Raw genomic sequence first — 23,340 nt, forward strand, 5'->3', positions numbered from 1 at the left:
TGGCAGCAGCAGAAGGTATCTAACCTGCTGGCGAATGGTCGTCCCGAGTGAGACGCGCTGCGAGACGTCCCTTTGCTCGCGCGTAGCGTGTCCGCGCTGTTGACGGATTGAGCCGTAGAAGCGCGGCGGCCTCCGTGAGTGTGAAACCGTCCCAATGCACGAGCGTAATAATCTCTCGGTCTTGCGCAGACATACGGCGCAAGGCGAAGCGGATGGCGGCGTGGCGCTCGGCAGCTTCAACGAGATCGGCCGGGTCGGCGGGTAGTCCCACCTCCGCAGTGCGCACCGCGCTCTCAACCGCGAGGTCATGAGTTCGCCGACGGCGTTGGTGGCGACGCAGGATGTTGCGTGCCACACCGAAGCTCCACATCCGGGCAGCTGTCGCTTCGATCGGCAGATGTTCGCGGCGTCTCCAGATCACAGCGAATGTCTCATGAAGCAAATCGTGGTGGTCGACCGTGTCGCGGCGGAGAAAGTAACGCCGAAGGTCAGGGCCGTTGGTTCGAACAACCGTGGTCGCCCGCTCTTCGCGGGTCGTAGCCTCGCTCACCGGAATGGCCCCGTGCAGGTGTCGGTGCTGCCCCAGTGGGATGCCGCTCCCTGCAGCTCTGCGGGTAGTCGCCGCTCCATGACAGGGAGGATCGCGAGCTTGAAAGAGATCGCGTCTCGAACTTCCTGAGTGTCGACCGCCCACGTCTCGCCCGGTTGAGGTACTCGCGGGTTCGCTATCGCCTGGTCGTAGATGTCTTGACCAACACCATCCCAATCCGTTGCAGCAAGGGCCTCGGCAACGCGCTCTTCCAACGGCGTCCGCTCCGCGTCCCCGATATGTACCGCCCAGGTGCAGCTCACCTCGACCCCCGAGAGCGTGGTGTAGCTGACAGGGATTTGCGCGTCTGGCTCAACGTGGACGCCATTGATGCCCAACCACACCGGCGCAGCGATCGCAGCTCCAGTCGTGACCGCCACCGCCGCAAGCCCCGCGGGCACGAATACTCGCCAGTCATAACGTGACGAGCGACTCGGGCCGGCTGAGGCAGCTCGAACCCATGCTGCACGGACGAGACGAGTCGCCGATTCATCATCCAGGTGTCGGGCGGGGTCGATGGCTGTGAGCTCTTCGTCGGCGGAATGCACGGCGGGTCCTTCCACGTCGGGTTCTTTCGCGGCGCCTCTTCAACGGCACACACTCCATACATGCCACGAACGACGCTCAACGTCTCACAAATTCGAGCTCCACCCGGTTCGCCTCATCAAACTGAAGATGCACGCGCCACCCCCGCGCGTCTCGGGTGGTGCGAAACCGATCGGTTCCGGACCGATCGACGGCTCGCCGACTTGCTCGCGTGTGATTCGCATGGATTGGTGGCCGGAATTTCTCGGCGGTAACTGTCGTCTTGTGGATCACGTCCGAGTGGACGAGGTCTGCTTCTGTAGCAGCGTGGTGACGTTCTCGAGATAACGGGCGATGGCCGCCCGCTCTGCGTCCGAGAAACTGCTCGACACATCAACGAGCTGCGCGACGTAGCGCTCGGATGCTGAGGAAATCAACTCGGTGTCCAGGTGAACGAGGGAGATCAGTACTCGCCGCCGGTCGTTCACGTCGGCGTTGCGAGCGACGTGGCCGCGGGCAACGAGCCGGTCGGTGATCTTGGTGGCTGCGGCGGGTGTAATCGACAGGCGTTCCGCTAGCTCTCCTGTCGAAATGGCATCGGTGTCGAACAGGATCGCAAGCGTGTAGAGCTCCTTGATGGACAGCCCCAGTTCGGTCGCGAGGGCACTCTGGAAGACCGCAGCAGAGACATTCAGTCGCTGTTGAAGGTTGATGAGTGCATGGACCGACGTTGACATGGTTCCTTAACCCGAGTTAACTATTAACTCTAGTTAGCCAACTCTAAGCAAGGCTCCTCAAACGTGTCAAAGATTCAGAACGCCAGCCCGGGATGGCAATACGTTGCGGCAACTCTGCACATGATGGCGCTTGCCGCGCTGAACGCTACTGTCCTCGTGCTGTTGCTCATCGTGCGCCCCGAGCCGTTCCTTCTGCTTCTGCTCAGGACGATCTTCGCCCTCCTGCTCAGCGTGTACGCCATGTATCTCACCCGTGGGCTGCGGGAGCGCACCGGGCGTCGCGTGATCACGGTCCTTGCCATCATCTCGGCCTACGCGTTGTTCGCCTCGGCGATCTTCCTGTGGCTCATCGATAACCTGCCCTGGTGGATGGTCGTCACGCAGTGGGCGACCGTGGTCGTCTACATCACCTTTGGGCTGTTGCTGACTTCCCTCCCGCGAGTCAGGAGTCGCACATGACCCTGGAACGGCTTATTCGCCGCGATGGCGACGCTGAGATTGTCGGCTTGGTGCGTTCGCACGGCGACGGACTCTTCATCCCTTGTGGGCCGCATGGCGCCCCGCTGGCGTCGCCGATGCCCCCCGATGAAGCCGAACTATATGTTCACCGGCACGGACTCGAGAGTCTGATGGACACCTGGTTGTTCCAGCAGGGCGAAGAACAATACTCGTGCAAGATCCTCGAAGCCCGCCCCGGGTATGCCCGATACCAAATCACCGACTACGGACACCCTCACGCCTTCACCACACGGGAAACACGCGACCCAGCCAACGAACTCGCCTGGTCGCGCCACAATCGCCCATGACCCGCAGATCGCCAAAAACTAACCGGCGATCGCATGTGGGAAATGTTCACGCAGCCTTTCGCTGCACCGAGGTACGACGAGGTGGAAGCGGCATCCCAGGAGCTGGGAGAGCTTCCGGACCGGGCGGAGCTCGAGAGGCAGATCCGGTATCTGCAGGAGGATCAGAACGACCCGGACTCGGCGTTGTTGACGGCAGTGTTTGAGGAACGTCTGGCGAGCCTGCAGCAGATGCACGCGCGGGTGCTCGCGCTCGAGGCGAAGATCCCCGCGGACTACTGACCTTCCGTCCAAGCGGACAGGAAGACCTCGCGGCCTCTGGCGCGAAGGCACGGTTCCACGCGAACGTCGCCGCTATCGAGACGGTGCGCGTGCTCGAGGCGGAACAGCGGCCGGCGACCGCCGACGAGCAAGCGGTGTTGGCCCGGTGGTCAAGCTGGGGTGCGATCCCCGAGGTGTTCGACGAGCGCCGCGACTAATGGGCGCGCGAGCGCGAGCAGCTGCAGAGGGAGCTGACGGAGGCCGAGCTTTCCGCGGCCCGCCGCACCGCGATCAACGCCCGTTACACCGACCCCGCCTACGTCGAGGCGATGTGGGAGGCGATGCAGCGCCTCGGCTTCGAGGGCGGGCGCGTGCTGGAGCCCGGAAGCGGTGCCGGCACGTTCATCGGCTTGGCGCCGACCGGGGCGTAGATGATGGCCGTCGAGCTCGACCCGCTCACCGCGTCCATCTCTCGCGGCCTGTACCCGGCCGCAGAGATGCGTACCGAGTCGGCCGGCGGGCTCCGGCGTCGCGCCGACCCGGGGCGCGTGTGGCGACCCGGGTGCGCGATCGCGGGACGACGAAGGGCCGCGCCGTCCGGCGCGGCCCTTCGCGGGGATCAGGCCTGGGGCGTGTCGTCCGTGCCGCGCGCCGCCGCGCGTCGGCGCGACAGGATCAGCCACACGGTCAGACCGATGATGACGAGGAGCGCGACGCCGAGCAGGATCCACGGCAGGATCGAGCCGGAGTCCGAGGTCGCGGTGGGGGTCGGGCTCGCCGAGGGCGTCGCGGTCGCCGTCGGGGCGGCGGTGGGTGTGGCCGGCGCCGGCGACACCTGCACGACGGCGGACGCCAGGACCGTCTCGCCGTCCGACAGGGCGATGGTCACGGAACCCTCCCGGGAGGGCGTGAAGTCGACCGTAGCCGTGCCGTTGCTGGCGGGGGCCGTGACTGACGGCCCCGAGGAGCTGCCGCTGGAGAAGGAGCCCGCGTCCGGGGAGTCGAGGCCGAAGTCGACCGTCTGCAGACCGGCGACCTTCGCCACCACCTGGGTCGTCTGTCCCACGACGAGCGGGGAGCCGACCTCGATGATGGGGGTCTGTGAATCCTGCGTGGGCTGGGGGGCCGAGCCGGTGACCGTGATCTGGACCTGCGCGAGCGGACGCTCACCGTTGGAGATGTCGACGAAGAAGCTTCCGGTCTGCGATGCGCGGAAGAAGGCCGTGGCCTGTCCGCCGGAGACCGGGACGTTCAGCGTCTTGGAGCCGCTGTCGCCCGTCGACGCCAGGAGGACACCGCTGGCGGGGGTGCCGAGGCCGAAGCCGATCGAGTCCATTCCGCCCAGGCCGGTCGCGGTGAGCGTCGTCGTCTCTCCCACGGCGATGGCGGTCGGGCTGGCGGAGAGGGCGGGCGTGCTGGCGGAGGCCGAGGCGGCGGTGGTGCCGGTGAGGGCCAGGCCAGCCGTCACGAAGGCAGTGAGGGCGAGACGAGCAAAGCGATTCATGAGATCTTCCGGGATCGAGAGCCGACCGACTCGTCGCCCATGATCGTCAAAGACGGGTGGCATCGAGACCGGCTGTGGACGAAGAGTCCGATGCGCCCATTCCCTCGGAGGGGATCGATCGTTGCCGGTCGAAGGTCGCTTCCCGACCATGCCAGGTTTCGCTCATCGGCCCCAAGAACAAGGTGCGGTCATTACGGCGGGACAGTAATGACCGCCGCTCAGCCCTTCAGCGCCTTCGCGATGCGCTGCGGCGAGACCGGTTCGGCGGTGCCGAGGCGCTGGGCGAACAGGCTCACGCGCAGCTCCTCGAGCAGCCACCGCGTCTGGACGAGGTTCGCCGCGGCCTCGGCGGGAAGGGGCACCGCGCCCCCGGCATCCACGAAGCCCGCCGCGGCGCGCTCGTACTCGGTCATACGCTGACGGTCGCGTCCGGGGTTGTCGGACAACGTTTTCACCCGCTCCAGCGCGCCCGCAAGGTAGCGGGGGTAGTGCTGCAGCCGCTGCAGGCCGGTGCGCGACAAGAAGCCGGGGAACAGCAGCCCCTTCACCTGGCCGCGCACGTCGTTAAGGGCTCCCAGCAGCGTGATGGATGCGGCGTCCTTCATCGCCCGCTCCACCTCGCGCTGCGCGAGCAGGATCTTCGCCGCGAGCGACACCGTTTGGAAGGTGCGTTCGACCGACGCCGCCGAGAACGCATCGCGCACGCGCTCGAACTCCGCTCGCGTGCGGACGATCCCCGTCGGCGCTTCGCGCAGCAGCACGTCGTCGGCCAGGGCCACGCGCGCGTCCTCGATGAGCGCTTTGGCGTTCTGGTACGGGGATGCCGCGAGCGCGAGCTTCTCGTTCGCGGTGAGGTGGTCGAGCACGTACGTGGCGGGGGAGGGGACGGCCAGCAGCATCAGCCGTCGGATGCCGGCCCGCGTGAGCCGCGTGGCCTCCTCGGGGGTCGCCTCGACGCGCAGTGCCACGCTGTCGCCCTCGTCGACGAGCGCCGGATAGCCGCGCACGACGCCACCGGCGACGGGGGTGTCGACGACCTCGGTGAGTTCGTCGAGATCCCAGGTCGTGAGCTTCGAGCGCGAGGCGAAAGCGGGGGAGGCCTCGGCGACCTGGGCGGCAGTCCGAGCCGCGGGGCGTGCGACCGTCGCCTCCACGCTGGAGCGGGCGCGGTCGGCGAGGCGGCGCTGCAACGCCCCGAGGTCGCGGTCGCTGCCGACGGCGCGGCCGCGGGCGTCGACAGCGCGGAACGACGGCAGCAGGTGCGCAGGCACGCGCTCGAGCTCGAAGTCGGCGGCGCTCACGCGCTGGTTCGCGACGCGCTGCACGAGCGCGGCGAGGGCGTCGACGAGCGTCGTTCGCGGCAGGCCGTTCGCGTGCTCGGGGCCCTTCTCGGCGAGCTCGGCGCTGAATTTCTCGGCCCAGTCCGCGGCCGGAACGACGTTGCGTCGGATGGTCTTCGGCAGCGCCCGGAGCAACGCCGTGACGAGCTCGTCACGCATGCCCGGCACCTGCCAGTCGAAGCCGTCGGGACGCAGCTGCGCGAGCAGCGGCAGCGGCACGACGACCGTGACGCCGTCGTCGGGCGCGCCCGGCTCGAAGCGGTAGGCGAGGTTGAGGGTCTGATCGCCCTGGCGCCAGCGCGCGGGGAACGCCCGGTCGTCGCCCTGCGCCCGGTCGCCGGTGAGGTCGGACTCGCGTAGGTCGAGCAGGTGCGGCGTGCGGTGGATGGCATCCTTCCACCAGGCCTCGAACGAGCGCACGTCGGTGACGTCGGCGCGGATGCGGGCGTTGTAGAACGCGAACACCGCTTCGTCGCCGATGAGGATGTCGCGGCGGCGCTCGCGCTCCTCGATCTTCTCGAGCAGGCGGCGCTGCTCGACGTTGCGACGCAGGAACGCCGTAAGGCGCTTGTCGAGCACCGAGGGGTCCCACTCACCCTCGACCAGCGCGTGCCGCACGAACATCTCGCGCGCGAGCGGACGGTCGAAACGGGCGAGCTGCACGCGGCGACGCCCGACGAGCTCGACCCCGAAGAGCGTGACCTTCTCGTACGCGGCGGCGGAGCCGGCATCCTTCGACCAGTGCGGCTCGCTCAGCGAGCGCTTCACGAGGTCGGGGGCGAGCTCTTCGGCCCACGCGGGGTCGACGGCGGCGACCGTGCGGGCGAAGAGGCGCGAGGTCTCGACGAGCTCGGCCGCCATCACCGCCGAGGGGCGCTTCTTCTTCAGCCCGGAGCCGGGGAAGATCGCGAACCGCGCCCCGCGCGCGCCGATGTACTCGCCCTTCGTGGGGCGGGCGTCGCCGGGGGCTTTGCGGTCCTTGGCCTGCGCGATCGTGCGGGGATCCAGGATGCCGATGTGCGACAGCAATCCGGAGAGGATAGCGCGGTGGATGGCGTCGCCTTGCGCGTGGCCCTCGGGCTGGCCGGTCGACGGGGCTGCGGCATCCCGCGTCTGAGCACGTCCGCGGTGGTCGCGCCCGCCGCCGCCGTCGCGCCCGCCGCCCTCGGCGCCGAGTGACCGCAGCTGCCGGTGCACGTCGACCCACTCGCGCACGCGCACGTAGTTGAGGTGCTCGCTGCGGCACAGACGCCGGAACGCGCTCGAACCGAGCTCGGCCTGCTTCTCCTGCAGGTAGTCCCAGAGGTTCAACAGGGAAAGGAAATCGCTGGTCGGGTCGGTGAAGCGCGCGTGGAAGCGGTCTGCCTCTTCGCGGCGGTCCTCGGGGCGCTCGCGCACGTCCTGGATCGACATGCCCGACACGATCGCGAGCACCTCGGCCTGCACGTCGTTTCGCCGGGCCTCGATGAGCATGCGCGCGAAGCGCGGGTCGATCGGCAGGCGGGCGATCTCGCGGCCGATCTCGGTCAGGCGGGGGCCGCGGTCGTCGTCGCGCCCGTCTCGTCCGCCGCGCCCGCGCGACGGGTCGCGGTCGGGCCGGTCGTCGCGGGGTCGCGCGCCCGGTGCCGGCAGCTTCACCGCGCCGAGTTCGACGAGCAGGTCGAACGCGGCCTTGACGCCCCGCGAGTCGGGCGGGGTGAGGAAGGGGAACGCCTGGATGTCGCCGAATCCGAGCGACAGCATCTGCAGGATGACGGATGCCAGCGACGTGCGCAGGATCTCGGGCTCGGTGTACTCCGGGCGACGGGTGAAGTCGTCTTCGGAGTAGAGCCGGATCGCGACACCCGGCGACGTGCGGCCCGCGCGGCCCGAGCGCTGCTGCGCCGACGCCTGCGACACGGCCTCGATCGGCAGACGCTGGATCTTCGACCGGTTGCTGTAGCGCGAGATGCGGGCGGTGCCGGTGTCGACGACGTACCGGATGCCGGGGACGGTGAGACTCGTCTCGGCGACGTTGGTGGCGAGGATGACGCGGCGGCGCACACCCGCGACGGTGGACCGCTCGAAGACCCGGTGCTGCTCCGCGGCGGAGAGACGGCCGTACAGGGGCAGCACCTCGGTGGGAGCCGCATCCTTCTGGTACGCCCCGCGGATGGCATCCGCCGCATCCCGGATCTCGGCCTCACCGGGGAAGAAGACGAGCACATCGCCCGCCGGCTCGCGGTCGAGTTCACGGAGCGCCGCGACGACGGCTCCGACTTCGTCCGCGTCGTCCCCGTCGCGTCCGGTCTTGGCGGCGGGCCGTGCCGGGCTCCGGACTTTCTTCGGCTGTGGCGCCGGGATGCCGGCATCCAAGGTCTCGTCGTCCGAATCCTCCGGAGCCCGGTCCGCGCCATCGAGCGGCCGATACCGGATCTCGACCGGATACGTGCGGCCCGACACCTCGATCACGGGCGCCGGCACCGGCTCGCCGCCGGGCTGGGCCGGGGGAGCGGCGAAGTGGCGCGCGAAGCTCTCGGGGTCGATCGTCGCCGAGGTGACGATGACCTTCAGGTCGGGGCGCTTCGGCAGGATGCGGCGGAGGTAGCCGAGCAGGAAGTCGATGTTGAGCGAGCGCTCGTGGGCCTCGTCGACGATGATCGTGTCGTAGCGGCGCAGCAACCGGTCGCGGTGGATCTCGTTGAGCAGGATGCCGTCGGTCACCAGCGCCACGCGCGTGTCGGCCGACACCTTGTCGGTGAAACGCACCTTGTAGCCGACGGTCGAGCCGAGCGGCACCTGCATCTCCTCGGCGATGCGCTCGGCGATCGTGCGCGCGGCGATGCGGCGGGGCTGCGTGTGCGCGATGGAGGTGCGGCCGAGCTCGAGGCAGATCTTCGGCAGCTGCGTGGTCTTGCCCGACCCGGTCGCGCCCGCGACGATCACGACCTGGTTGTCGCGGATGGCGCGCGCGATCTCGTCCCGCGCCGCGCTGACGGGCAGCTCGGGCGGGTACACGATGACGGGTTCGACGGACACAGCCTTCCAGCCTATCGCGCGGCGCCAGCCGCAAGCGTTGACTTCGGGGATATGCCCGAGCGGAGCCGGGCCCGGCGCGCGTTTACCCGAAATCAGCGGGTGGGATCCCTCCGCCGAGCTCGCGGCAGCGGGCGTCCAGCCCCGCTGACTTCGGGCGAAAGCTCACGCGGCACGTGAGTGGTCGTACGTACGGCCGAAGTCAGCGCGCGGGGTCAGGGCATCGACGCCTTCTGTGTCAGAATCCGGGATGCCGCGGCGTCCACCTTCGCGGCGAACGCGCTGTCGCTCTGCGCCTTCGACAGCACCGCCTGGTGCATCTCGGGGTACACCGACGAGTCGGCCGAGACCAGCAGCAGGTCGATGCCCGCCTCGACGGCGAGGATCGCACGGTCGGCGGGCGACCACGCCTGCACCTGCTGTGCGGCCGAGAGGTCGTCGGTGGTGACGACGCCGTCGAAGCCGACGGTGTTGCGCAGCACGCCCACGACGGTGGGAGAGAAGGCGGCGGGGGAGTTCGGGTCGATCTTGTCGTACACGGCGGTCGAGAGCATGACCACGGCCGAACCCTGCGGCAGCACGGTGGAGTACACGCCGACGTCGGCGCCGTCGGCGGTGACGAAGTCGTCGGTGACGCCGGCGGTGGTGTCGGTGTTGTCGCCGACGTGTCCGAGGCCGGGGAAGTGCTTGAACGTCGGGAGCACCCCGCCGTCGCGCATGCCCGCGGCGAATGCCCCGGCCTTGGCGGCGACGGTGGCGCCGTCGTAGCCGTACTCGCGATCGAGCTGGCCGATCGGCGGGTTGCTCTGCGCGGTCTCGGGGCTCGTGACCACGTCGGCCACCGGCGCGAGGTTCATGTTGACCCCGGCCTGGGCGAGCTGACCGCCCCAGGTCGCGGCGTTGCCGCGCAGGGTGCTGTCGTCTTGCTGACCCTGATCGACGGCGGAGGGGATCTCATCGAACCCGGGGCCCGAAAGAACCTGGACCTCGCCGCCCTCCTGGTCGGTGGCCACCCAGAGCGCGGGCTGGCCGCCGGCCTGCGCCGACGTGAACGTCGACACGAGGTCGGCGGTCGCCTGGGTTCCGGCATCCGATCGTCCATGCAGGAAGATACCGCCGATGTGATCGTCGCTCACTGCGGAAAGGGTCGTCTGGTCGGCACCGTCGACCGAGGTTCCCACCATGAACATCTGCCCGACCTTGTCGTCGAGACTCATCCCGGCCGCCGGATCGGGCGTCGGCGTCGGCGTCGGGGTGGGGGTCGGGCTGGGAGTCGGGGATGCCGTGGGGCTCGGTGCGGGAGCCGGCGGGGGCACGCACCCGGTCAGCGTCAGAGCCGTCAACAGGAGCAGGGCCGCGGAGCGCGAGGCGTTCTTCACCCGTTGATCGTCTCGTATCCGACGCCTCGATGCGTACTCCGATGTGATATCAGCCGTTTCCGACCGCGCACGTCGCCTGGTCGGCCTTCGATCCGCTCACGTTGGCGGGCAGCTCGACGACCCCCGGGGCAGACGTGTCCGCCGTGGCATCCGGTGCCGGCGTGGTCTCGACGGGAGTGGGCAGCGGCTGCGACGGGTCGATCTCGACGCCGCCGTTGGCCCCCGCCTCGCCGGTGAGGGCGAGCGGGGCGTTGCGGGCCAGGGCGTCCCACAGCACGGCCGCGGCAGCCTCGTCGGGGATCACGCGATCGGTGTCGTCGGGGTCGTCGATCACCGGGAACTGCACGAAGGTGACGTCGTCGAGCGGCACGTCTTTGAGGGTGTAGCCGAGCTGGGCGAGGCGCAGGGGGTCGGCGAGACTCTCGCTCGGGGTGATGTTGTCGACGGCGGTGTTCGCCAGGCCGATCAGCGTGGCGGGGTTGGAGAGGACCTCGTCGCTGCGCAGCTTGTTGAGCAGGCGCGAGAGATACTGCTGCTGGTTGCCGATGCGGGCGAGGTCGCTGCCGTCGCCGATGCCCTTGCGGGTGCGCAGGAACGCCAGGGCGTCGTAGCCCTTCACCACGCGGGGTCCCGGTTCCCACGAGATGCCCGCGTCGGGATCGTCGATGCCGTCGCCGCCGATGCACACCTCGACGCCGCCGATCGCGTCGGTGATGTTGACGACGTTGCCGAAGCTCACCTTCGCGGCGAACGGGACGGGCTGCCCGGACAGGTCCGACACCGTGTCGGCGACGCAGGTCAATCCACCGTGCTCGTACGCGGTGTTGATGGGAGCCTTCCAGAGGGCGGAGGCGGTCGAGCCGTCCTCCCGGGTGCATTCGGGGAGAGGGATCTGCAGGTCGCGGGGGAACGACACCACGGTCACCCTCCGCGGGTTCGTCGACACGTGCGCGAGCAGGTTGACGTCGTTGCGCGATCCCTCGGCGCCGGGGTCGCTGCAGCGCTCGCCGAAGGCGTCCTTGACCTGGTCGTCGCATTCGTCGGTGCCGACGACGAGCAGCGAGAACGGCTCGTCGTAGGCGCTCAGCGACGGGGGCTGCGAGGGGGCATCGCTGAGGGGCACCGCGGCATCCTGCAGGCGCTGTGAGAGCGACCATGCGTACACGCCGCCCGCCGCCAGCGCGAGAACGACGATCACCGCGGTGGCGAGGATAGTCGTCCGGATCCAGCGCCGACGCGGCGGTGCCGGGCGCACGCGCGAGCGTCGGGTCGGGGGCGTGCTCTGCATCGGGTCAGTCAATCACGCCGTTCAGGTCGTCCCCGTCTGCACACGGCGGAGACGGGGGAGTCGTCGGCGCGCGGGGAACCTGACAGCACACGCACGACGGGGCGACCGGAACCTCCGGCCGCCCCGTCGTGCGTGTGCTGACCCGTGTTCTACTGGCCGCCCTCGGTGAGTGTCACCTGGATCGGGGTGTACGTGCCGTCGACCGTCACGCCCTCGTCTTTCAGCTCGCTCAGCGCGGCTTCGATGTACACGTTGGAGTGCGCCGAGTCGGCGGGCTCGGTGGTGATGAGGTGCAGACCGTCCTGGTTCACGGCCTTCAGGGCGCCCTGAACAGTCTTGTCCCAGGCGCCGGAGTCGATCTTGCCGAACTCGCCGCCGGTCCAGATGAGCTTGTTGACCTCGTTCATCTGCCACAGCTGGTGCGTCGGACCGACGGGGAACGCGTCCACGCCGGGTGCCGTTGCCGCCTTGTAGGTGATGGAGGCGGCCTCGGTGGGGTTGTCGCGCGCGAACACCCATCCCTTTACGACCGCCTTCAGGAAGCGCTTGGCGGCGTCGGCGTACGCGGGGTCGTCGGCGAGGCGCTTCGTGTCGGCCCAGATGGCGTCCTGCAGCATCGCGCCGGCGGTGTCCTCGTACGAGATGACGTTGATGTCGTCCATCGTGTAGAGCTTCCCGGTGGCGGGGTTGACCGTCTCGAGCAGTTGCGCCAGCTCGTTGTAGGTCATCGCCTGTGCGGCATCCACGTCTTTGTCGAGCAGGGCGTTCATCGAGAAGTCCTGCGTGGTGATCTGCACGGTCGAGGCGTCGAGGCCCTTGTCGGCCATCGCGGCGAAGATCTCCCACTCGTTGCCGAATCCCCACGAGCCGATGCGCTTGCCTTCGAAGTCGTCGACGCTGGTGATGTTCGAGTCCTTCCACGACACCTGGGTCGTGCCCGATTTCTGGAACACCTGCGCGATGTCGGTGAGCTCGACGCCCTGGTTCTCGAGGGTGCCGAGCACCTTGGGCACCCAGGCGACGGCGAAGTCGACGTCGCCGGCGACGAGGGCGTCCTGCGGCACGATGTCGCCGCCCGAGGGGATGACGTCGACCGTGTCGAAGCCCTCCTCTTGGAAGTAGCCCTTGTCGAGCGCGACGTAGTAGCCGGCGAACTGCGCCTGCGGCAGCCATTGCAGCTGCAGTTTCACCGTGGTCAGCGGGGTGAAGTCGCCGTCGGAGGCGGCGGGCGTGGAGCCGCCGCCCGAGCAGGCCGAGAGGGTGAGGGCCGCGGCGGCGACCCCCGCGATCGCGCCGAGGGCGCGACGGGTGCTGTGTCTCATGGATGGTCCTTCCGGTTCTGTTGGTGCAGGTGTCGGGTGGAGCAGGCTGTGAAGACGTCTAGGGCCGTAGCGCCCCGAGGCGCCGCGCCACGACCCGTTCGAGCAGGGCGGTGACGACGAAGAAGATCAGGCCGATCGCTATGCCGCCGCCGACGAACGCCCAGGCCAGGGCTGCGCGCCCCGATTTGGCGTAGGTGGCGATCGCGGTGCCGATGCCGTCCGCGGGTCCACCGAAGTACTCGGCGACGAGGGCGGAGATGACGGCGAGGGATGCCGCGACCCGCACGCCCGTGAGCAGGTACGGCAGTGCGACGGGAAGCGTCAGACGCCAGAACGTCTGCCCGCCCGTGGCGGCCGTCGCCCGGAACAGGTCGCGCTGCACCGGACGTGTCTGCCGGAGCCCCCGGAGGGTGTTGACGAACACGGGCACGAACGCGGCGATCCCGGCCACGGCTTGACGGCCGAACTGGCTCGACGCGCCGAACATCGTGTTGAGGATGGGGGTGAGGGCGACGATCGGCACCACCGCCAGTGCGGCGACGAGTGGTGCGGTCATCCCGTCGACGGGGCGCCAGGTCGCGGCGAGCGCGGCGAGGAGCACCGCGATGACGGTGCCCGCGAGCAGCCCGACGAGCGCGTTGGTGCCCGTGATCCCCGCGGCCTCCCACACGAGCGGGAAGCGCTCGACCAGTTCGGTCGCCACGGCGAACGGGTCGGGCAGCATGCGCGGGGCGCTGCCCGAAGCGACGAAGGCGTACCAGGCGAGAAGGCCCGCGAGGCCGACGACGACGGGTGCGGCCAGGCGCGCCCAGGCGGGAAGGCGGGCGGTGTTCATCGACCACCTCCGACGGTGATGGATGCCATGGGGCGCCGGCTCGCGGCATCCGGGGTTCCGCGCTGCACCCCGCTCATCGCTCGTTCGCCCGGTGGACGGGAGCGCCGTGCAGCGCCTCGCGGACGGCGGTGACCCGGGCGAAGAACTCGGGCGATTCGCGCAGGGCCTCGTCGCGCGGACGGCCCGGGCGGGTGTCGATGACGTCGGTGATGCGTCCCGGCCGGGGGCTCATGACCACGACCCGGTCGGACAGGAACACGGCCTCGGGGATCGAGTGCGTGACGAACACGACGGCGGCGCCGGTCTCTGCGGCGATGCGGGCGAGCTCGGACTGCAGCCGTTCGCGGGTCATCTCGTCGAGCGCGCCGAACGGCTCGTCCATCAGCAGCAGCTTGGGTTGCGCCGCGAGGGAGCGGGCGATGGCGACGCGCTGCTGCATGCCGCCGGAGAGCTGGTCGGGGTAGCGGCCGGTGAACTCGGTGAGGCCGACGAGCTCGGCCAGCTCGGCGACCCGCGCGTCGCGGCGGGCCTGGGGCCACTTGTGCAGGTCGAGCGGCAGGGCGATGTTCGCCGCGACCGTCAGCCAGGGCAGCAGGGCCGCCTGCTGGAAGGCGATGCCGTAGTCCTGGTCGAGCCGCGCCTGGCGTGCGGTCTTGCCGTACAGCGTGAGCTCTCCGCTCGACGGGACGTCGAGGTCGGCGATGAGGCGCAGCAGCGTCGACTTGCCGCAGCCAGACGGCCCGATGAGCGAGACGAACTCGCCCGCGGCGACCTCCAGCTCGACGGCGGTGAGGGCGGTGACCTCGCCGCCGGCGCTGGGGAACACCTTGCCGATGCCGGAGGCCCGGACGGCGAGGTCGGTGAGAGTGTTCATGCGGTGTCCTCCCCGCGACGGAAACGGTGCAGCGCGACGCCGATGAGGGCGACCCCGCCCGCGGCGAGGAGTCCCATCACGACGGTGCCGAGAGTGGGCGCCCAGGGGGCGGCGGGGTCGGACGAGGCCTGACCCGCGAGCTGGATGAGCATGCGCCCGATGCCGCCGCGCAGGCCGATCGACACCTCGGCGACGACGGCTCCGACCACCGCGGAAGCGGCGGCGAGCCGCAGGGCGGGCAGCAGGTGCGGCACGGCGGCGGGGAGCCGCAGACGCACGAGCGTCTGCCACCACCCCGCCGAGTTCGCCCGCATGAGATCGAGGTGAAGCGCATCGGGAGCCGAGAGGCCCCGGAGCATGCCGATGGCGACGGGGAAGAACGCCAGGTACGACGAGATCAGCGCCACCGAGAACCACGGCGGCCAGGGAAAGCCCGAGCGGTCCACCTGCGTGCCGATCGCGTTGACGACGGGCGCGAAGGCGATGAGCGGGACGATCTGGCTCACGACGATCCAGGGGAGCAGCCCCGCCTCGACCAGGCGCCAGCGCTGCATCGCGATGCCCAGGAGCGACCCGACCACCACGCCGATGAGCCAGCCGAGCGCGGCCAGCCCCAGCGTCATCCCGGCCGCGCCCGCGACCGAGACGATCAGCGGCGGGGTGTCGCCCCCGCTCGTGGGCGCGAACATGCGCGCGACCATGTCCCACACGTGCGGCATGGCGCGATCGTGTGTGCGGGGGAGCAGGATGACGCCCGACCCGGCCGATCCGTCTCCGCCCACGGTCACGCCGTCCGCGGGCCCGAGCAGTTTGTACAACTCCCACAGCACGACGACCGCCGCGACGCCGGCGACGCCCCAGCCCACGCGGACCGCCGTGGCGTTGCCGCGGGAGGAGCGGATGCCACGCGGCATCCGTTCCTCCCGGGCGACGGCCGCCGCGGTCCCTGGGGCCAGCACCTGGTCGGTCACCGTTTCGCCGTCACCGGGGGAGTGAGTGCGGGGATCACGGTCTCGCCGTAGACCCGCATCGTCTCCTCCTTGTTGTCGTGCTGGAGGTAGCCGGCGAACTGCGTCACACCCAGGGCCCGCAGCTTCTCGAGCTTGGCGATGTGCTCCTCGGCCGTGCCGAGCACGCAGAACCGCTCGACGATCTCGTCGGGCACGAAGTCGACGTGGTCGTTGTTGCTCTTGCCGTGCGAGTTGTAGTCGTACCCCGTGCGCCCGGCGATGTAGTCGGTGAGCGCGGCGGGCACCTCGGCGGTGGTCCCTGAGCCTGTCGAAGGGCCGTACTTCGACACGATGTCGGCGACGTGGTTGCCGACCATCCCACCGAACCAGCGGCACTGCTCGATCATGTGCGCGCGGGCCTCGGGGGTGTCCTCGCCGATGTACATCGGGGCGGCGACGCAGAAGGCGATGTCGTCGGGGTCGCGCCCGGCTTCCTCCGCGGCGCGGCGGACGGTGGCGATCATCCACTCGGCGATGTCGAGGTCGGCCAGCTGCAGGATGAAGCCGTCGCCGACCTCACCGGTGAGCTTGAGCGCGAGGGGGCCGTACGCTGCGACCCACACGTCGAGCTTCGATCCGCGACTCCACGGGAACTGCAGCGTCGCACCGTTGTACTCCACCGCGCGGGAGTTGCCGAGTTCGCGGATGACGTGGATGGATTCGCGCAGCGCCTTCAATGTCGTCGGCCGGCCGTTCGTCACGCGCACGGCTGAATCGCCGCGACCGATGCCGCAGATCGTCCGGTTGCCGTACATCTCATTGAGGGTCGCGAAGGTGGAGGCCGTGACCGTCCAGTCGCGGGTCGCGGGGTTCGTGACGAACGGCCCGACCGTCACCCGGCGCGTAGCGGCGAGGATCGCCGAGTGCACGACGTACGGCTCCTCCCACAGCAGGTGGGAATCGAAGGTCCAGACGTGGCTGAAGCCGTGCGCCTCGGCCAGCTGCGAGAGCTGCACGACGCGGGCGGCGGGCGGGTTGGTCTGCAGAACGACGCCGAAATCCATGGTGTCTCCTCTCAGACCAGGTACTGGCTCAGGCCGCGCTTGACGAAGCGCCCGTCGCCCTTGGTGCCGATGTAGGCGCCGTCGTCGACGACGACCTTGCCGCGTGAGATGACGGTGTCGACGTGCCCGTCGATCTCGTAGCCCTCCCACGCGGAGTGGTCCATGTTCATGTGGTGGGTCTTGCCCACGCCGATCGAGGTGTGCCCGGCCGGGTCGTACACGACGATGTCGGCGTCGGCACCGGGGGCGATGACGCCCTTCTTGCCGTACATGCCGAACATGCGCGCCGGCGTCGTGCTGGTCAGCTCCACCCAGCGCTCGAGCGTGATCTGCCCGGTCACGACGCCCTGGTACATGAGATCCATGCGGTGCTCGACCGAGCCGATGCCGTTGGGAATCGCGCGGAAGTCGCCCTGGCCGAGCGTCTTCTGGTCTTTCATGCAGAACGGGCAGTGGTCGGTCGACACCATCTGGATGTCGTTGGTGCGCAGCGCCTGCCACATGTGGTGCTGGTGGCCCTCGTGCTTCGAGCGCAGCGGCGTCGAGCACACCCACTTCGCGCCCTCGAAGTCGCCCCATTCCTCGCTCGACGCGCCGAGCTGGTCTTCCAACGACAGGTAGAGGTACTGCGGGCACGTCTCGCCGAACACGTTCTGCCCGTTGTCGCGCGCCCACGCGAGCTGCTCGACGGCCTGCTTGGCGCTCACGTGCACGACGTAGAGAGGTGCGCCGGTGAGGTTCGACAGCATGATCGCGCGGTGGGTGGCCTCTTCCTCCATCTGCCAGGCGCGCGCGACGCCGTGGAAGTACGGCGAGGTCTTGCCCTTCTCGATGAGCTGCTCGGCGAGGACGTCGATCACGGGGCCGTTCTCGGCGTGCATCATCGTCAGGAGCCCCGTGTCGGCGGCGACCTGCATCGCGCGCAGGATCTGCGCGTCGTCGGCGTAGAAGACGCCCGGGTACGCCATGAACATCTTGAAGCTCGAGATGCCCTCGTCGATCAGTCCGGGCAGGGCCGCGAGGGAGTCGGCATCCACCCCTCCGACGATCTGGTGGAAGCCGTAGTCGATCGCGCAGTTGCCGGCGGCGAGTTCATGCCAGTGGGCCAGACCGTCTTGCACGCGCTCGCCGGAGCGCTGCACCGCGAAGTCGACGATGGTGGTCGTCCCGCCCCAGGCCGCGGCGCGGGTGCCGGTCTCGAACGTGTCCGACGCGCTCGTGCCGCCGAAGGGCAGCTGCATGTGGGTGTGCGCGTCGATGCCGCCGGGGATCACGTACTTGCCGGTCGCGTCGATGACGGTGTCGACGGATGCCGAGAGGTCGTGGCCGAGCAGCGTCGAGCCCGGCGCGAGCACGGCGGCGATCGTCTCACCGTCGAGCAGCACGTCGGCGGCGCTGCGCCCGGTCGCCGAGACGACGGTGCCGCCGGTGAGGAGGGTGGTGGCCATCTCAGGCCTCCACGATCTCGCCGTAGGTGTCGGGCCGGCGGTCGCGGTAGAACTGCCAGTCGTCGCGCATCTGCTGCACGAGGTCCAGGTCGAGGTCGCGGATGAGGATCTCCTCGTGCTCGTTCGACCCCAGCGCGCCGACGTGATTGCCCCGCGGGTCGATGACCTGGCTGGTGCCGTAGAAGGTCACGGCATCCTCGCCGTACTCGTTGTCTTCGCGGCCGACGCGGTTGGGCTGCAGCACGAAGTAACCGTTGGCCACCGCGGCGCATGGCCCCTCGACCTCCCACAGGCGATTCGACAGGCCGGGCTTGGTCGCGTTGGGGTTGAAGACCATGTGCGCGCCGTTCAGGCCCAGCTCGCGCCAGCCCTCGGGGAAGTGCCGGTCGTAGCAGATGTACATGCCGACCTTGCCGACGGCGGTGTCGAAGACGGGGTAGCCGAGGTTGCCCGGGCGGAAGTAGAACTTCTCCCAGAACTTCTCGACGTGCGGGATGTGGTTCTTGCGGTACTTGCCGAGGATGGTGCCGTCGGCGTCGACCAGCACCGAGGTGTTGTAGTACACCCCGGTCTGCGCCTCTTCGTAGACGGGGAGCACGCTCACCAGGCCCAGCTCCTTCGCGAGCGCCGCGAAGCGCTGAACGATGGGGCCGTCCACCGGCTCGGCGTAGCGGTAGTACTTCTGGTCCTGGGTGATACCGAAGTAGGGGCCGTAGAACAGCTCCTGGAAGCACACGACCTCGGCGCCCGCGGCCGCGGCATCGCGGGCGAACTGCTCGTGCTTGTCGAGCATCGACTCCTTGTCGCCTGTCCAGGTGGTCTGCGTGATGGCTGCGCGCACCGTCGTCATGGGACTCTCCTCGCTCTCACGACCGTTTCGCATCCGGTCGCGTCGTGTTCTGTTACTGTCGCGACTGAACATTTCCCGACGATTTCGGCGCGTGACAGGACCGTGAAAACACGGGGCCCCAGGGAGAGTGAGGAGCCATGCTGTCGGCTGAGGCACTGACGGAGCGCTCGTCGGCGGGTCTGGCCTCGGAGATCGCCCGTCTCGTGACCGACGGGACGCTCCTTCCCGGCGAACGCCTGCCGACGGTGCGCGCGGTGGCCGCTCAGCTCGGGCTCTCGACCGGAACCGTGGCGGCTGCCTGGCGAGCGCTCGCCGACGCGGGCGTCATCGTGTCGCGCGGGCGCGCGGGTACCTTCGTCCGCGACGAGCGCCGCGAATGGCTGAGCCCACGCGTGCGGGGACTCGCGCGCGTCGAGCTCCCCGGCTCGCCCGCGCCCCCGCGCGGCCTCGGGGGACGCGTCGCCGCCTCCGCCCGGCTCGACCTCTCGCTCGGAACTCCGGATCCGGCGCTGCTGCCCTCGATCGAGCGGGCGCTCTCCCTCGCCCGGCCCCGCGCCGACACCGGGCGCTACCACGACCTTCCCGTGCTCCCCGAGCTGTACGACGTGCTGCGCGAGCAGTGGCCGGTGAGCGGTGTGGAGGCCCTCACGGTCGTCGACGGCGCCTTCGACGGGATCTCCCGGACGGTCGATCAGGTGGTGCGCTTCGGCGACCGGGTCGCCGTGGAGTCCCCGGGCTTCCCGTACATCTTCGACCTCGTCGACGCCGCCGGCGGCATCCCGCTCCCGCTGGAGAGCGACGCCGACGGGATCCTTCCCTCCGCGCTGGCGCGGGCTCTCGCGCGGCAGCCCTCGACCCTCATCCTGCAGCCGCGCGCGCAGAACCCGACGGGGGTGTCGATGTCGGCCGAGCGCGCGCGACGGCTCGCGAACGTGCTCGTCACCGTGCCGGGAGGTCGTCGCGTGACCGTGATCGAAGACGATCATTCCGCGCTCATCGCCACGGCTCCGGCCGTCACGCTCGGGCGGTGGATCCCCGCCCAGGTCGTGCACGTGCGCGGTTTCTCGAAGTCGCACGGGCCCGACCTGCGGATCGCGGCGCTGGGCGGACCGGCCGACATCGTCGAGAAGATCGTGCGGCGCCGCATGCTCGGCCCGGGATGGACCTCCCGCCTGCTGCAGACGGTGCTGCGGGAACTGCTGACCGATTCCCGCTCCATCGCGGCCGTCAGCACCGCGCGTCTCATCTACCGCGACCGCCTCGACCGGGTCGCCGACGCGCTGCGCCGGCTCGGCGTCGACGTCGGTGCACCCGACGGCATCAACCTCTGGCTGCCCGTGCGCGACGAACGCGCCGCGATCGTACGGCTCGCCGCCGAGGGCATCGCGGTGGCGGCGGGGGAGCCTTTCGTGGTGCACCCGGTGTCGGGGACCGGCTCGGTTCGGGTGACGGCCGGCTCGGTCAGCGAGAACGTGCGTCTGGTGGCCGAGGCCCTCGCGCGCGCCGCTGAGGCCTCACCGCTGGCATGACGCGCGGCGTCAACCCCGAGACGTCTCCGAATCGATTCGCCTAGGCTCGACGCATGACCGTTCCTTCTGTTCAGCTCAACGACGGAAACTCCATCCCCCAGCTCGGTTACGGCGTGTTCCTCGTGCCCGCCGACGACGCCGAGCGCGCCGTGTCCGAGGCCCTCGAGGTCGGCTACCGTCACATCGACACGGCGGCGATCTACAAGAACGAAGAGGGGGTCGGCCGGGCCATCGCCGCCAGCGGCATCCCCCGCGACGAGCTCTTCGTCACCACCAAGCTCTGGAACGACCGGCACGACGGCGACGAGCCGCTCGCCGCGATCGACGAAAGCCTGCAGAAGCTCCAGCTCGACGCCGTCGACCTGTACCTCATCCACTGGCCCACCCCGAAGAACGACAACTACGTCAACGCGTGGCAGAAGCTCATCGAGATCCGCGAGGCCGGCAAGACCCGCTCGATCGGCGTCTCGAACTTCCTCGTGCCGCACCTCGAGCGCATCGTCGCCGAGACCGGCGTGACGCCCGTCGTCGACCAGATCGAGCTGCACCCCGCGCTCAGCCAGCGCGAGATCGCCGCCTGGGGTCACGAGCACGACATGCACATCGAGTCGTGGGGCCCGCTCGGCCAGGGCAAGTACGACCTGTTCGACATCCCCGCGGTCGAGGATGCCGCCGAGGCCCACGGCAAGAGCCCCGCGCAGGCCGTGCTGCGCTGGCACATCCAGCACGGCTTCATCGTGTTCCCCAAGTCGGTGCGTCGCGAACGCCTGGAAGAGAACTTCGACCTGTTCGACTTCGAGCTCAGCGCCGACGAGATGGCCGCGATCGACGCCATCGACCCGGGCGACGGCTCGGGCCGCGTGGGCACGCACCCCGACGACCTGAACTGACCCCGCGCACCCGGGCATGAACCGCCTCGCGAACGCCTCGAGCCCCTACCTGCGGGCCCACGCCGACAACCCCGTCGCGTGGTTCCCGTGGGGGGCCGAGGCGTTCGCGCGCGCGGCCGAGAGAGACGTGCCCGTCATGATCTCGATCGGCTACAGCACCTGCCACTGGTGCCACGTGATGGCGCGCGAGTCGTTCCAGGACGAAGACACCGCCGCCGTCCTGAACGAGGGCTTCGTCTCGATCAAGGTCGACCGCGAAGAGCACCCCGACGTGGATGCCGCCTACCTCGACGCCGCCTCCGCGTTCACGCCCCACCTCGGCTGGCCGCTCACCGTCTTCGCCACCCCCGAGGGCCGCGTCTTCTACGCGGGCACGTACTTCCCGCCCACCCCGCGCCCGCCGCAGCCGTCGTTCCGTCAGGTTCTCGCCGCCGTCCGCGAGGCGTGGACCGAGCGGCGCGACGAGGTGGATGCCACCGGCGCCTCGCTCCGCGACGCCCTCGCCGCCGCGGCGACGGCCCCCGCCGACGCGCCGCCGTCGATCGACCAGCTCGCCGCCGCCGCCCGCACCGTCGCCGCGCGCGAGGATCGCGAGTACTTCGGCTTCGCAGCTGGCCCCGCGTTCGAGACGCCGAAGTTCCCCAACACCCCGGTGCTGCGATTCCTGCAGCACCCCGCGCTCGCCGCGGAGGCGCCGGACGCTGCCGCCGTGGCATCCCGAGCCCTCTCCGCGATGGCCGGCTCCGACCTGCACGACGAGGTCGAGGGCGGCTTCTTCCGCTACGCCACGCGCCGTGACTGGAGCGTGCCGCACTACGAGCGCATGCTCACCGACAACGCCGGTCTCGTCGAGGTCGCCCTCGCCGCCGGCGACGAGGCCACCGCGGCCGATGCGGCGCGTTTCCTCGTCGACGTGCTCCAGCTGCCCAGTGGCGGCATTGCCGCAGCCCAGGATTCCGAGTCGATCATCGACGGGCGCCGGTCCGAGGGCGGGTACTACCGGGTGGCCGACCGGTCGGGTCTACAACCCCCGGCGCTGGATGCCAAGGTCGTCACCGGCTGGAACGGTCACGCGATCGCAGCCCTCGCCGCCGCCGGCACCCGCACCGACCCGCGCTTCGTCGAGGCCGCGCGCTGGGCCGCCGACGCCGTGCTCGAGAGCAATGTCGCCGACGACGGCACGCTCCGTCGCGCCTCACTCGACGAGATCCGCTCCGCCGCTCCCGCGACCCTGGAGGATTACGGCGGGCTCGCGCGCGGCCTGCTCGCCCTCGCACGTGCGACCGGCGAGGTGGCCTACGCCGAGCGGGCGCGGGCGCTGGTCGACCTGTGCCTGGGCGCCGACGGCATCCATCCTCCCGGCGGCGGTGACGCCGTACTCGCCGCGCAGGGCATGCAGCCGCACGGCGTGCCCGGCGACGGCGCCTCGCCCTCCGGGCCGTCGGTCTTCGCCGCGGCGGCACTCGATCTGTGGCGCCTGGGCGCGGGGCAGCGGTACCGCGCCGCCGCCGAGACGCTCGTGCGAGCCGCCGCCGACACCGCCCTGGCGTCGCCCCTCGCGCACGGTGCGATCCTCGAGGTCGCGGTGGGGCTGGTATCCGCCCCCCGCCAGGTGGTCGTGGTGGGGGAGCCGGATGCCGAGATCGCCGACGCCGCGCGACGCGTCGCCGCCGACGTGGTGGCGGTGGTGTCGCCCTCTCAGGCGAAGGACTTCGCGTCGGCGGGCTTCGAGCTGTTCGCGGGCAAGGTCGCGCGGGGCGGCGAGGCCACCGCCTATGACTGCCGCGCGTTCACGTGCGCACTGCCGACGACCGATCCGGCGCAGCTGGCCTGACACGGGTCGGCTCGGATCCCCGCAGCGGATTCGCCTGCCGAATCGCCTCTCGGCTGTCGCGCCGACCATCGTCCCTCTCCCGCCGTTTCGTCTCGGGGATATGGATGCCGCAGGGGCGCCGCTCCGAATATGACGCGCCCTTACGGTGTCGGTGCCCCGAGCCGTCGATCGATCGCTCCGACCGGGCGAGCCGTCGTCTCCCCGCGGATGAGCGCCGGGTGAAGTCCGGCACGTCTCGGCCCCTGCCCGATGTGTGCTGTGGTGGGTGAAGGGGGCTCTGGCAGGCCATTTTGCTGCGTTATT

The 23,340-nt window shown here is 70.0% G+C and carries 20 protein-coding genes; 6 read left to right on the top strand and 14 right to left on the bottom strand.

Features of this window, described 5'->3' with window-relative positions:
• Positions 1 to 19 precede the first annotated feature (19 nt).
• The 3 genes from QE412_RS17650 to QE412_RS00850 form a co-directional block, all read right to left on the bottom strand.
• Positions 20 to 550: an RNA polymerase sigma factor gene (locus tag QE412_RS17650; protein ID WP_373426516.1), complete on the bottom strand. Its 531-nt coding sequence runs from the start codon at positions 548 to 550 to the stop codon at positions 20 to 22.
• Positions 547 to 1,137: a hypothetical protein gene (locus QE412_RS00845; protein ID WP_307478953.1), complete on the bottom strand. Its 591-nt coding sequence runs from the start codon at positions 1,135 to 1,137 to the stop codon at positions 547 to 549. Before QE412_RS00845 ends, QE412_RS17650 begins: the two co-directional genes overlap by 4 nt.
• Positions 1,138 to 1,404: 267 nt before the next feature.
• On the bottom strand, positions 1,405 to 1,851 hold the full coding sequence (locus QE412_RS00850; protein ID WP_307478956.1) for a MarR family transcriptional regulator: 447 nt from the start codon (positions 1,849 to 1,851) through the stop codon (positions 1,405 to 1,407).
• Positions 1,852 to 1,914: 63 nt separating this feature from the next.
• Here QE412_RS00850 and QE412_RS00855 point away from each other — a divergent pair, with 63 nt between their 5' ends.
• The 3 genes from QE412_RS00855 to QE412_RS00865 are packed head-to-tail and all read left to right on the top strand — an operon-like array spanning position 1,915 to position 2,936.
• Positions 1,915 to 2,310, top strand: a complete 396-nt coding sequence (locus QE412_RS00855) for a hypothetical protein (protein ID WP_307478958.1) — start codon at positions 1,915 to 1,917, stop codon at positions 2,308 to 2,310.
• Entirely contained in the window at positions 2,307 to 2,657 is a 351-nt protein-coding gene (locus QE412_RS00860) for a hypothetical protein (RefSeq protein ID WP_307478961.1), read from the top strand. Before QE412_RS00855 ends, QE412_RS00860 begins: the two co-directional genes overlap by 4 nt.
• Positions 2,658 to 2,699: 42 nt before the next feature.
• The gene (locus tag QE412_RS00865) at positions 2,700 to 2,936 is read left to right on the top strand and encodes a hypothetical protein (protein ID WP_307478963.1); all 237 of its coding nucleotides are present in this window, start codon (positions 2,700 to 2,702) and stop codon (positions 2,934 to 2,936) included.
• Positions 2,937 to 3,534: 598 nt separating this feature from the next.
• Here QE412_RS00865 and QE412_RS00870 read toward each other — a convergent pair.
• The 11 genes from QE412_RS00870 to QE412_RS00920 form a co-directional block, all read right to left on the bottom strand.
• Positions 3,535 to 4,383 carry a hypothetical protein gene (locus QE412_RS00870; RefSeq protein WP_307478966.1) on the bottom strand — a complete coding sequence of 283 codons (849 nt, stop codon included), beginning with the start codon at positions 4,381 to 4,383 and terminating at the stop codon, positions 3,535 to 3,537.
• 254 nt (positions 4,384 to 4,637) lie between these two features.
• The gene (gene hrpA, locus QE412_RS00875) at positions 4,638 to 8,777 is read right to left on the bottom strand and encodes an ATP-dependent RNA helicase HrpA (RefSeq protein WP_307478969.1); all 4,140 of its coding nucleotides are present in this window, start codon (positions 8,775 to 8,777) and stop codon (positions 4,638 to 4,640) included.
• Positions 8,778 to 8,989: 212 nt separating this feature from the next.
• Entirely contained in the window at positions 8,990 to 10,153 is a 1,164-nt protein-coding gene (locus QE412_RS00880) for a glycoside hydrolase family 3 N-terminal domain-containing protein (RefSeq protein ID WP_307478971.1), read from the bottom strand.
• Positions 10,154 to 10,202: 49 nt separating this feature from the next.
• A complete protein-coding gene (locus tag QE412_RS00885) occupies positions 10,203 to 11,441 on the bottom strand; it encodes an LCP family protein (RefSeq protein ID WP_307478973.1) in 1,239 nt (412 codons plus the stop codon).
• 149 nt (positions 11,442 to 11,590) lie between these two features.
• The gene (locus QE412_RS00890; protein WP_307478975.1) at positions 11,591 to 12,763 is read right to left on the bottom strand and encodes an ABC transporter substrate-binding protein; all 1,173 of its coding nucleotides are present in this window, start codon (positions 12,761 to 12,763) and stop codon (positions 11,591 to 11,593) included.
• A 58-nt stretch (positions 12,764 to 12,821) separates the two neighbouring features.
• On the bottom strand, positions 12,822 to 13,598 hold the full coding sequence (locus QE412_RS00895) for an ABC transporter permease (RefSeq protein ID WP_307478977.1): 777 nt from the start codon (positions 13,596 to 13,598) through the stop codon (positions 12,822 to 12,824).
• A 73-nt stretch (positions 13,599 to 13,671) separates the two neighbouring features.
• Positions 13,672 to 14,472: an ABC transporter ATP-binding protein gene (locus QE412_RS00900; protein WP_307478979.1), complete on the bottom strand. Its 801-nt coding sequence runs from the start codon at positions 14,470 to 14,472 to the stop codon at positions 13,672 to 13,674.
• The gene (locus QE412_RS00905) at positions 14,469 to 15,443 is read right to left on the bottom strand and encodes an ABC transporter permease (protein WP_307478981.1); all 975 of its coding nucleotides are present in this window, start codon (positions 15,441 to 15,443) and stop codon (positions 14,469 to 14,471) included. Before QE412_RS00905 ends, QE412_RS00900 begins: the two co-directional genes overlap by 4 nt.
• Positions 15,440 to 16,486: a TIGR03842 family LLM class F420-dependent oxidoreductase gene (locus tag QE412_RS00910; protein ID WP_307478984.1), complete on the bottom strand. Its 1,047-nt coding sequence runs from the start codon at positions 16,484 to 16,486 to the stop codon at positions 15,440 to 15,442. Before QE412_RS00910 ends, QE412_RS00905 begins: the two co-directional genes overlap by 4 nt.
• An 11-nt stretch (positions 16,487 to 16,497) precedes the next feature.
• The gene (hydA, locus tag QE412_RS00915) at positions 16,498 to 17,934 is read right to left on the bottom strand and encodes a dihydropyrimidinase (protein WP_307478987.1); all 1,437 of its coding nucleotides are present in this window, start codon (positions 17,932 to 17,934) and stop codon (positions 16,498 to 16,500) included.
• Position 17,935: 1 nt separating this feature from the next.
• Positions 17,936 to 18,784, bottom strand: a complete 849-nt coding sequence (locus QE412_RS00920; protein WP_307478990.1) for a nitrilase-related carbon-nitrogen hydrolase — start codon at positions 18,782 to 18,784, stop codon at positions 17,936 to 17,938.
• A gap of 137 nt (positions 18,785 to 18,921) precedes the next feature.
• On the opposite strand from QE412_RS00920, the gene QE412_RS00925 reads away from it, so the two are divergent.
• Genes QE412_RS00925 through QE412_RS00935 form a run of 3 tightly spaced genes read left to right on the top strand, consistent with a single transcriptional unit; the run spans position 18,922 to position 23,037 of the window.
• Complete coding sequence (locus tag QE412_RS00925; RefSeq protein WP_307478992.1) at positions 18,922 to 20,313, top strand: aminotransferase class I/II-fold pyridoxal phosphate-dependent enzyme; 1,392 nt, start codon at positions 18,922 to 18,924, stop codon at positions 20,311 to 20,313.
• Between the two features lie 53 nt (positions 20,314 to 20,366).
• Positions 20,367 to 21,203, top strand: coding sequence for an aldo/keto reductase (locus tag QE412_RS00930; RefSeq protein ID WP_307478996.1), 837 nt, complete (start codon positions 20,367 to 20,369; stop codon positions 21,201 to 21,203).
• 16 nt (positions 21,204 to 21,219) lie between these two features.
• Entirely contained in the window at positions 21,220 to 23,037 is a 1,818-nt protein-coding gene (locus QE412_RS00935; RefSeq protein WP_307478999.1) for a thioredoxin domain-containing protein, read from the top strand.
• Positions 23,038 to 23,340 lie beyond the last annotated feature (303 nt).

Origin of the sequence: Microbacterium trichothecenolyticum, from assembly GCF_030818955.1 — a bacterium.
GTDB lineage: Bacteria > Actinomycetota > Actinomycetes > Actinomycetales > Microbacteriaceae > Microbacterium > Microbacterium trichothecenolyticum_B.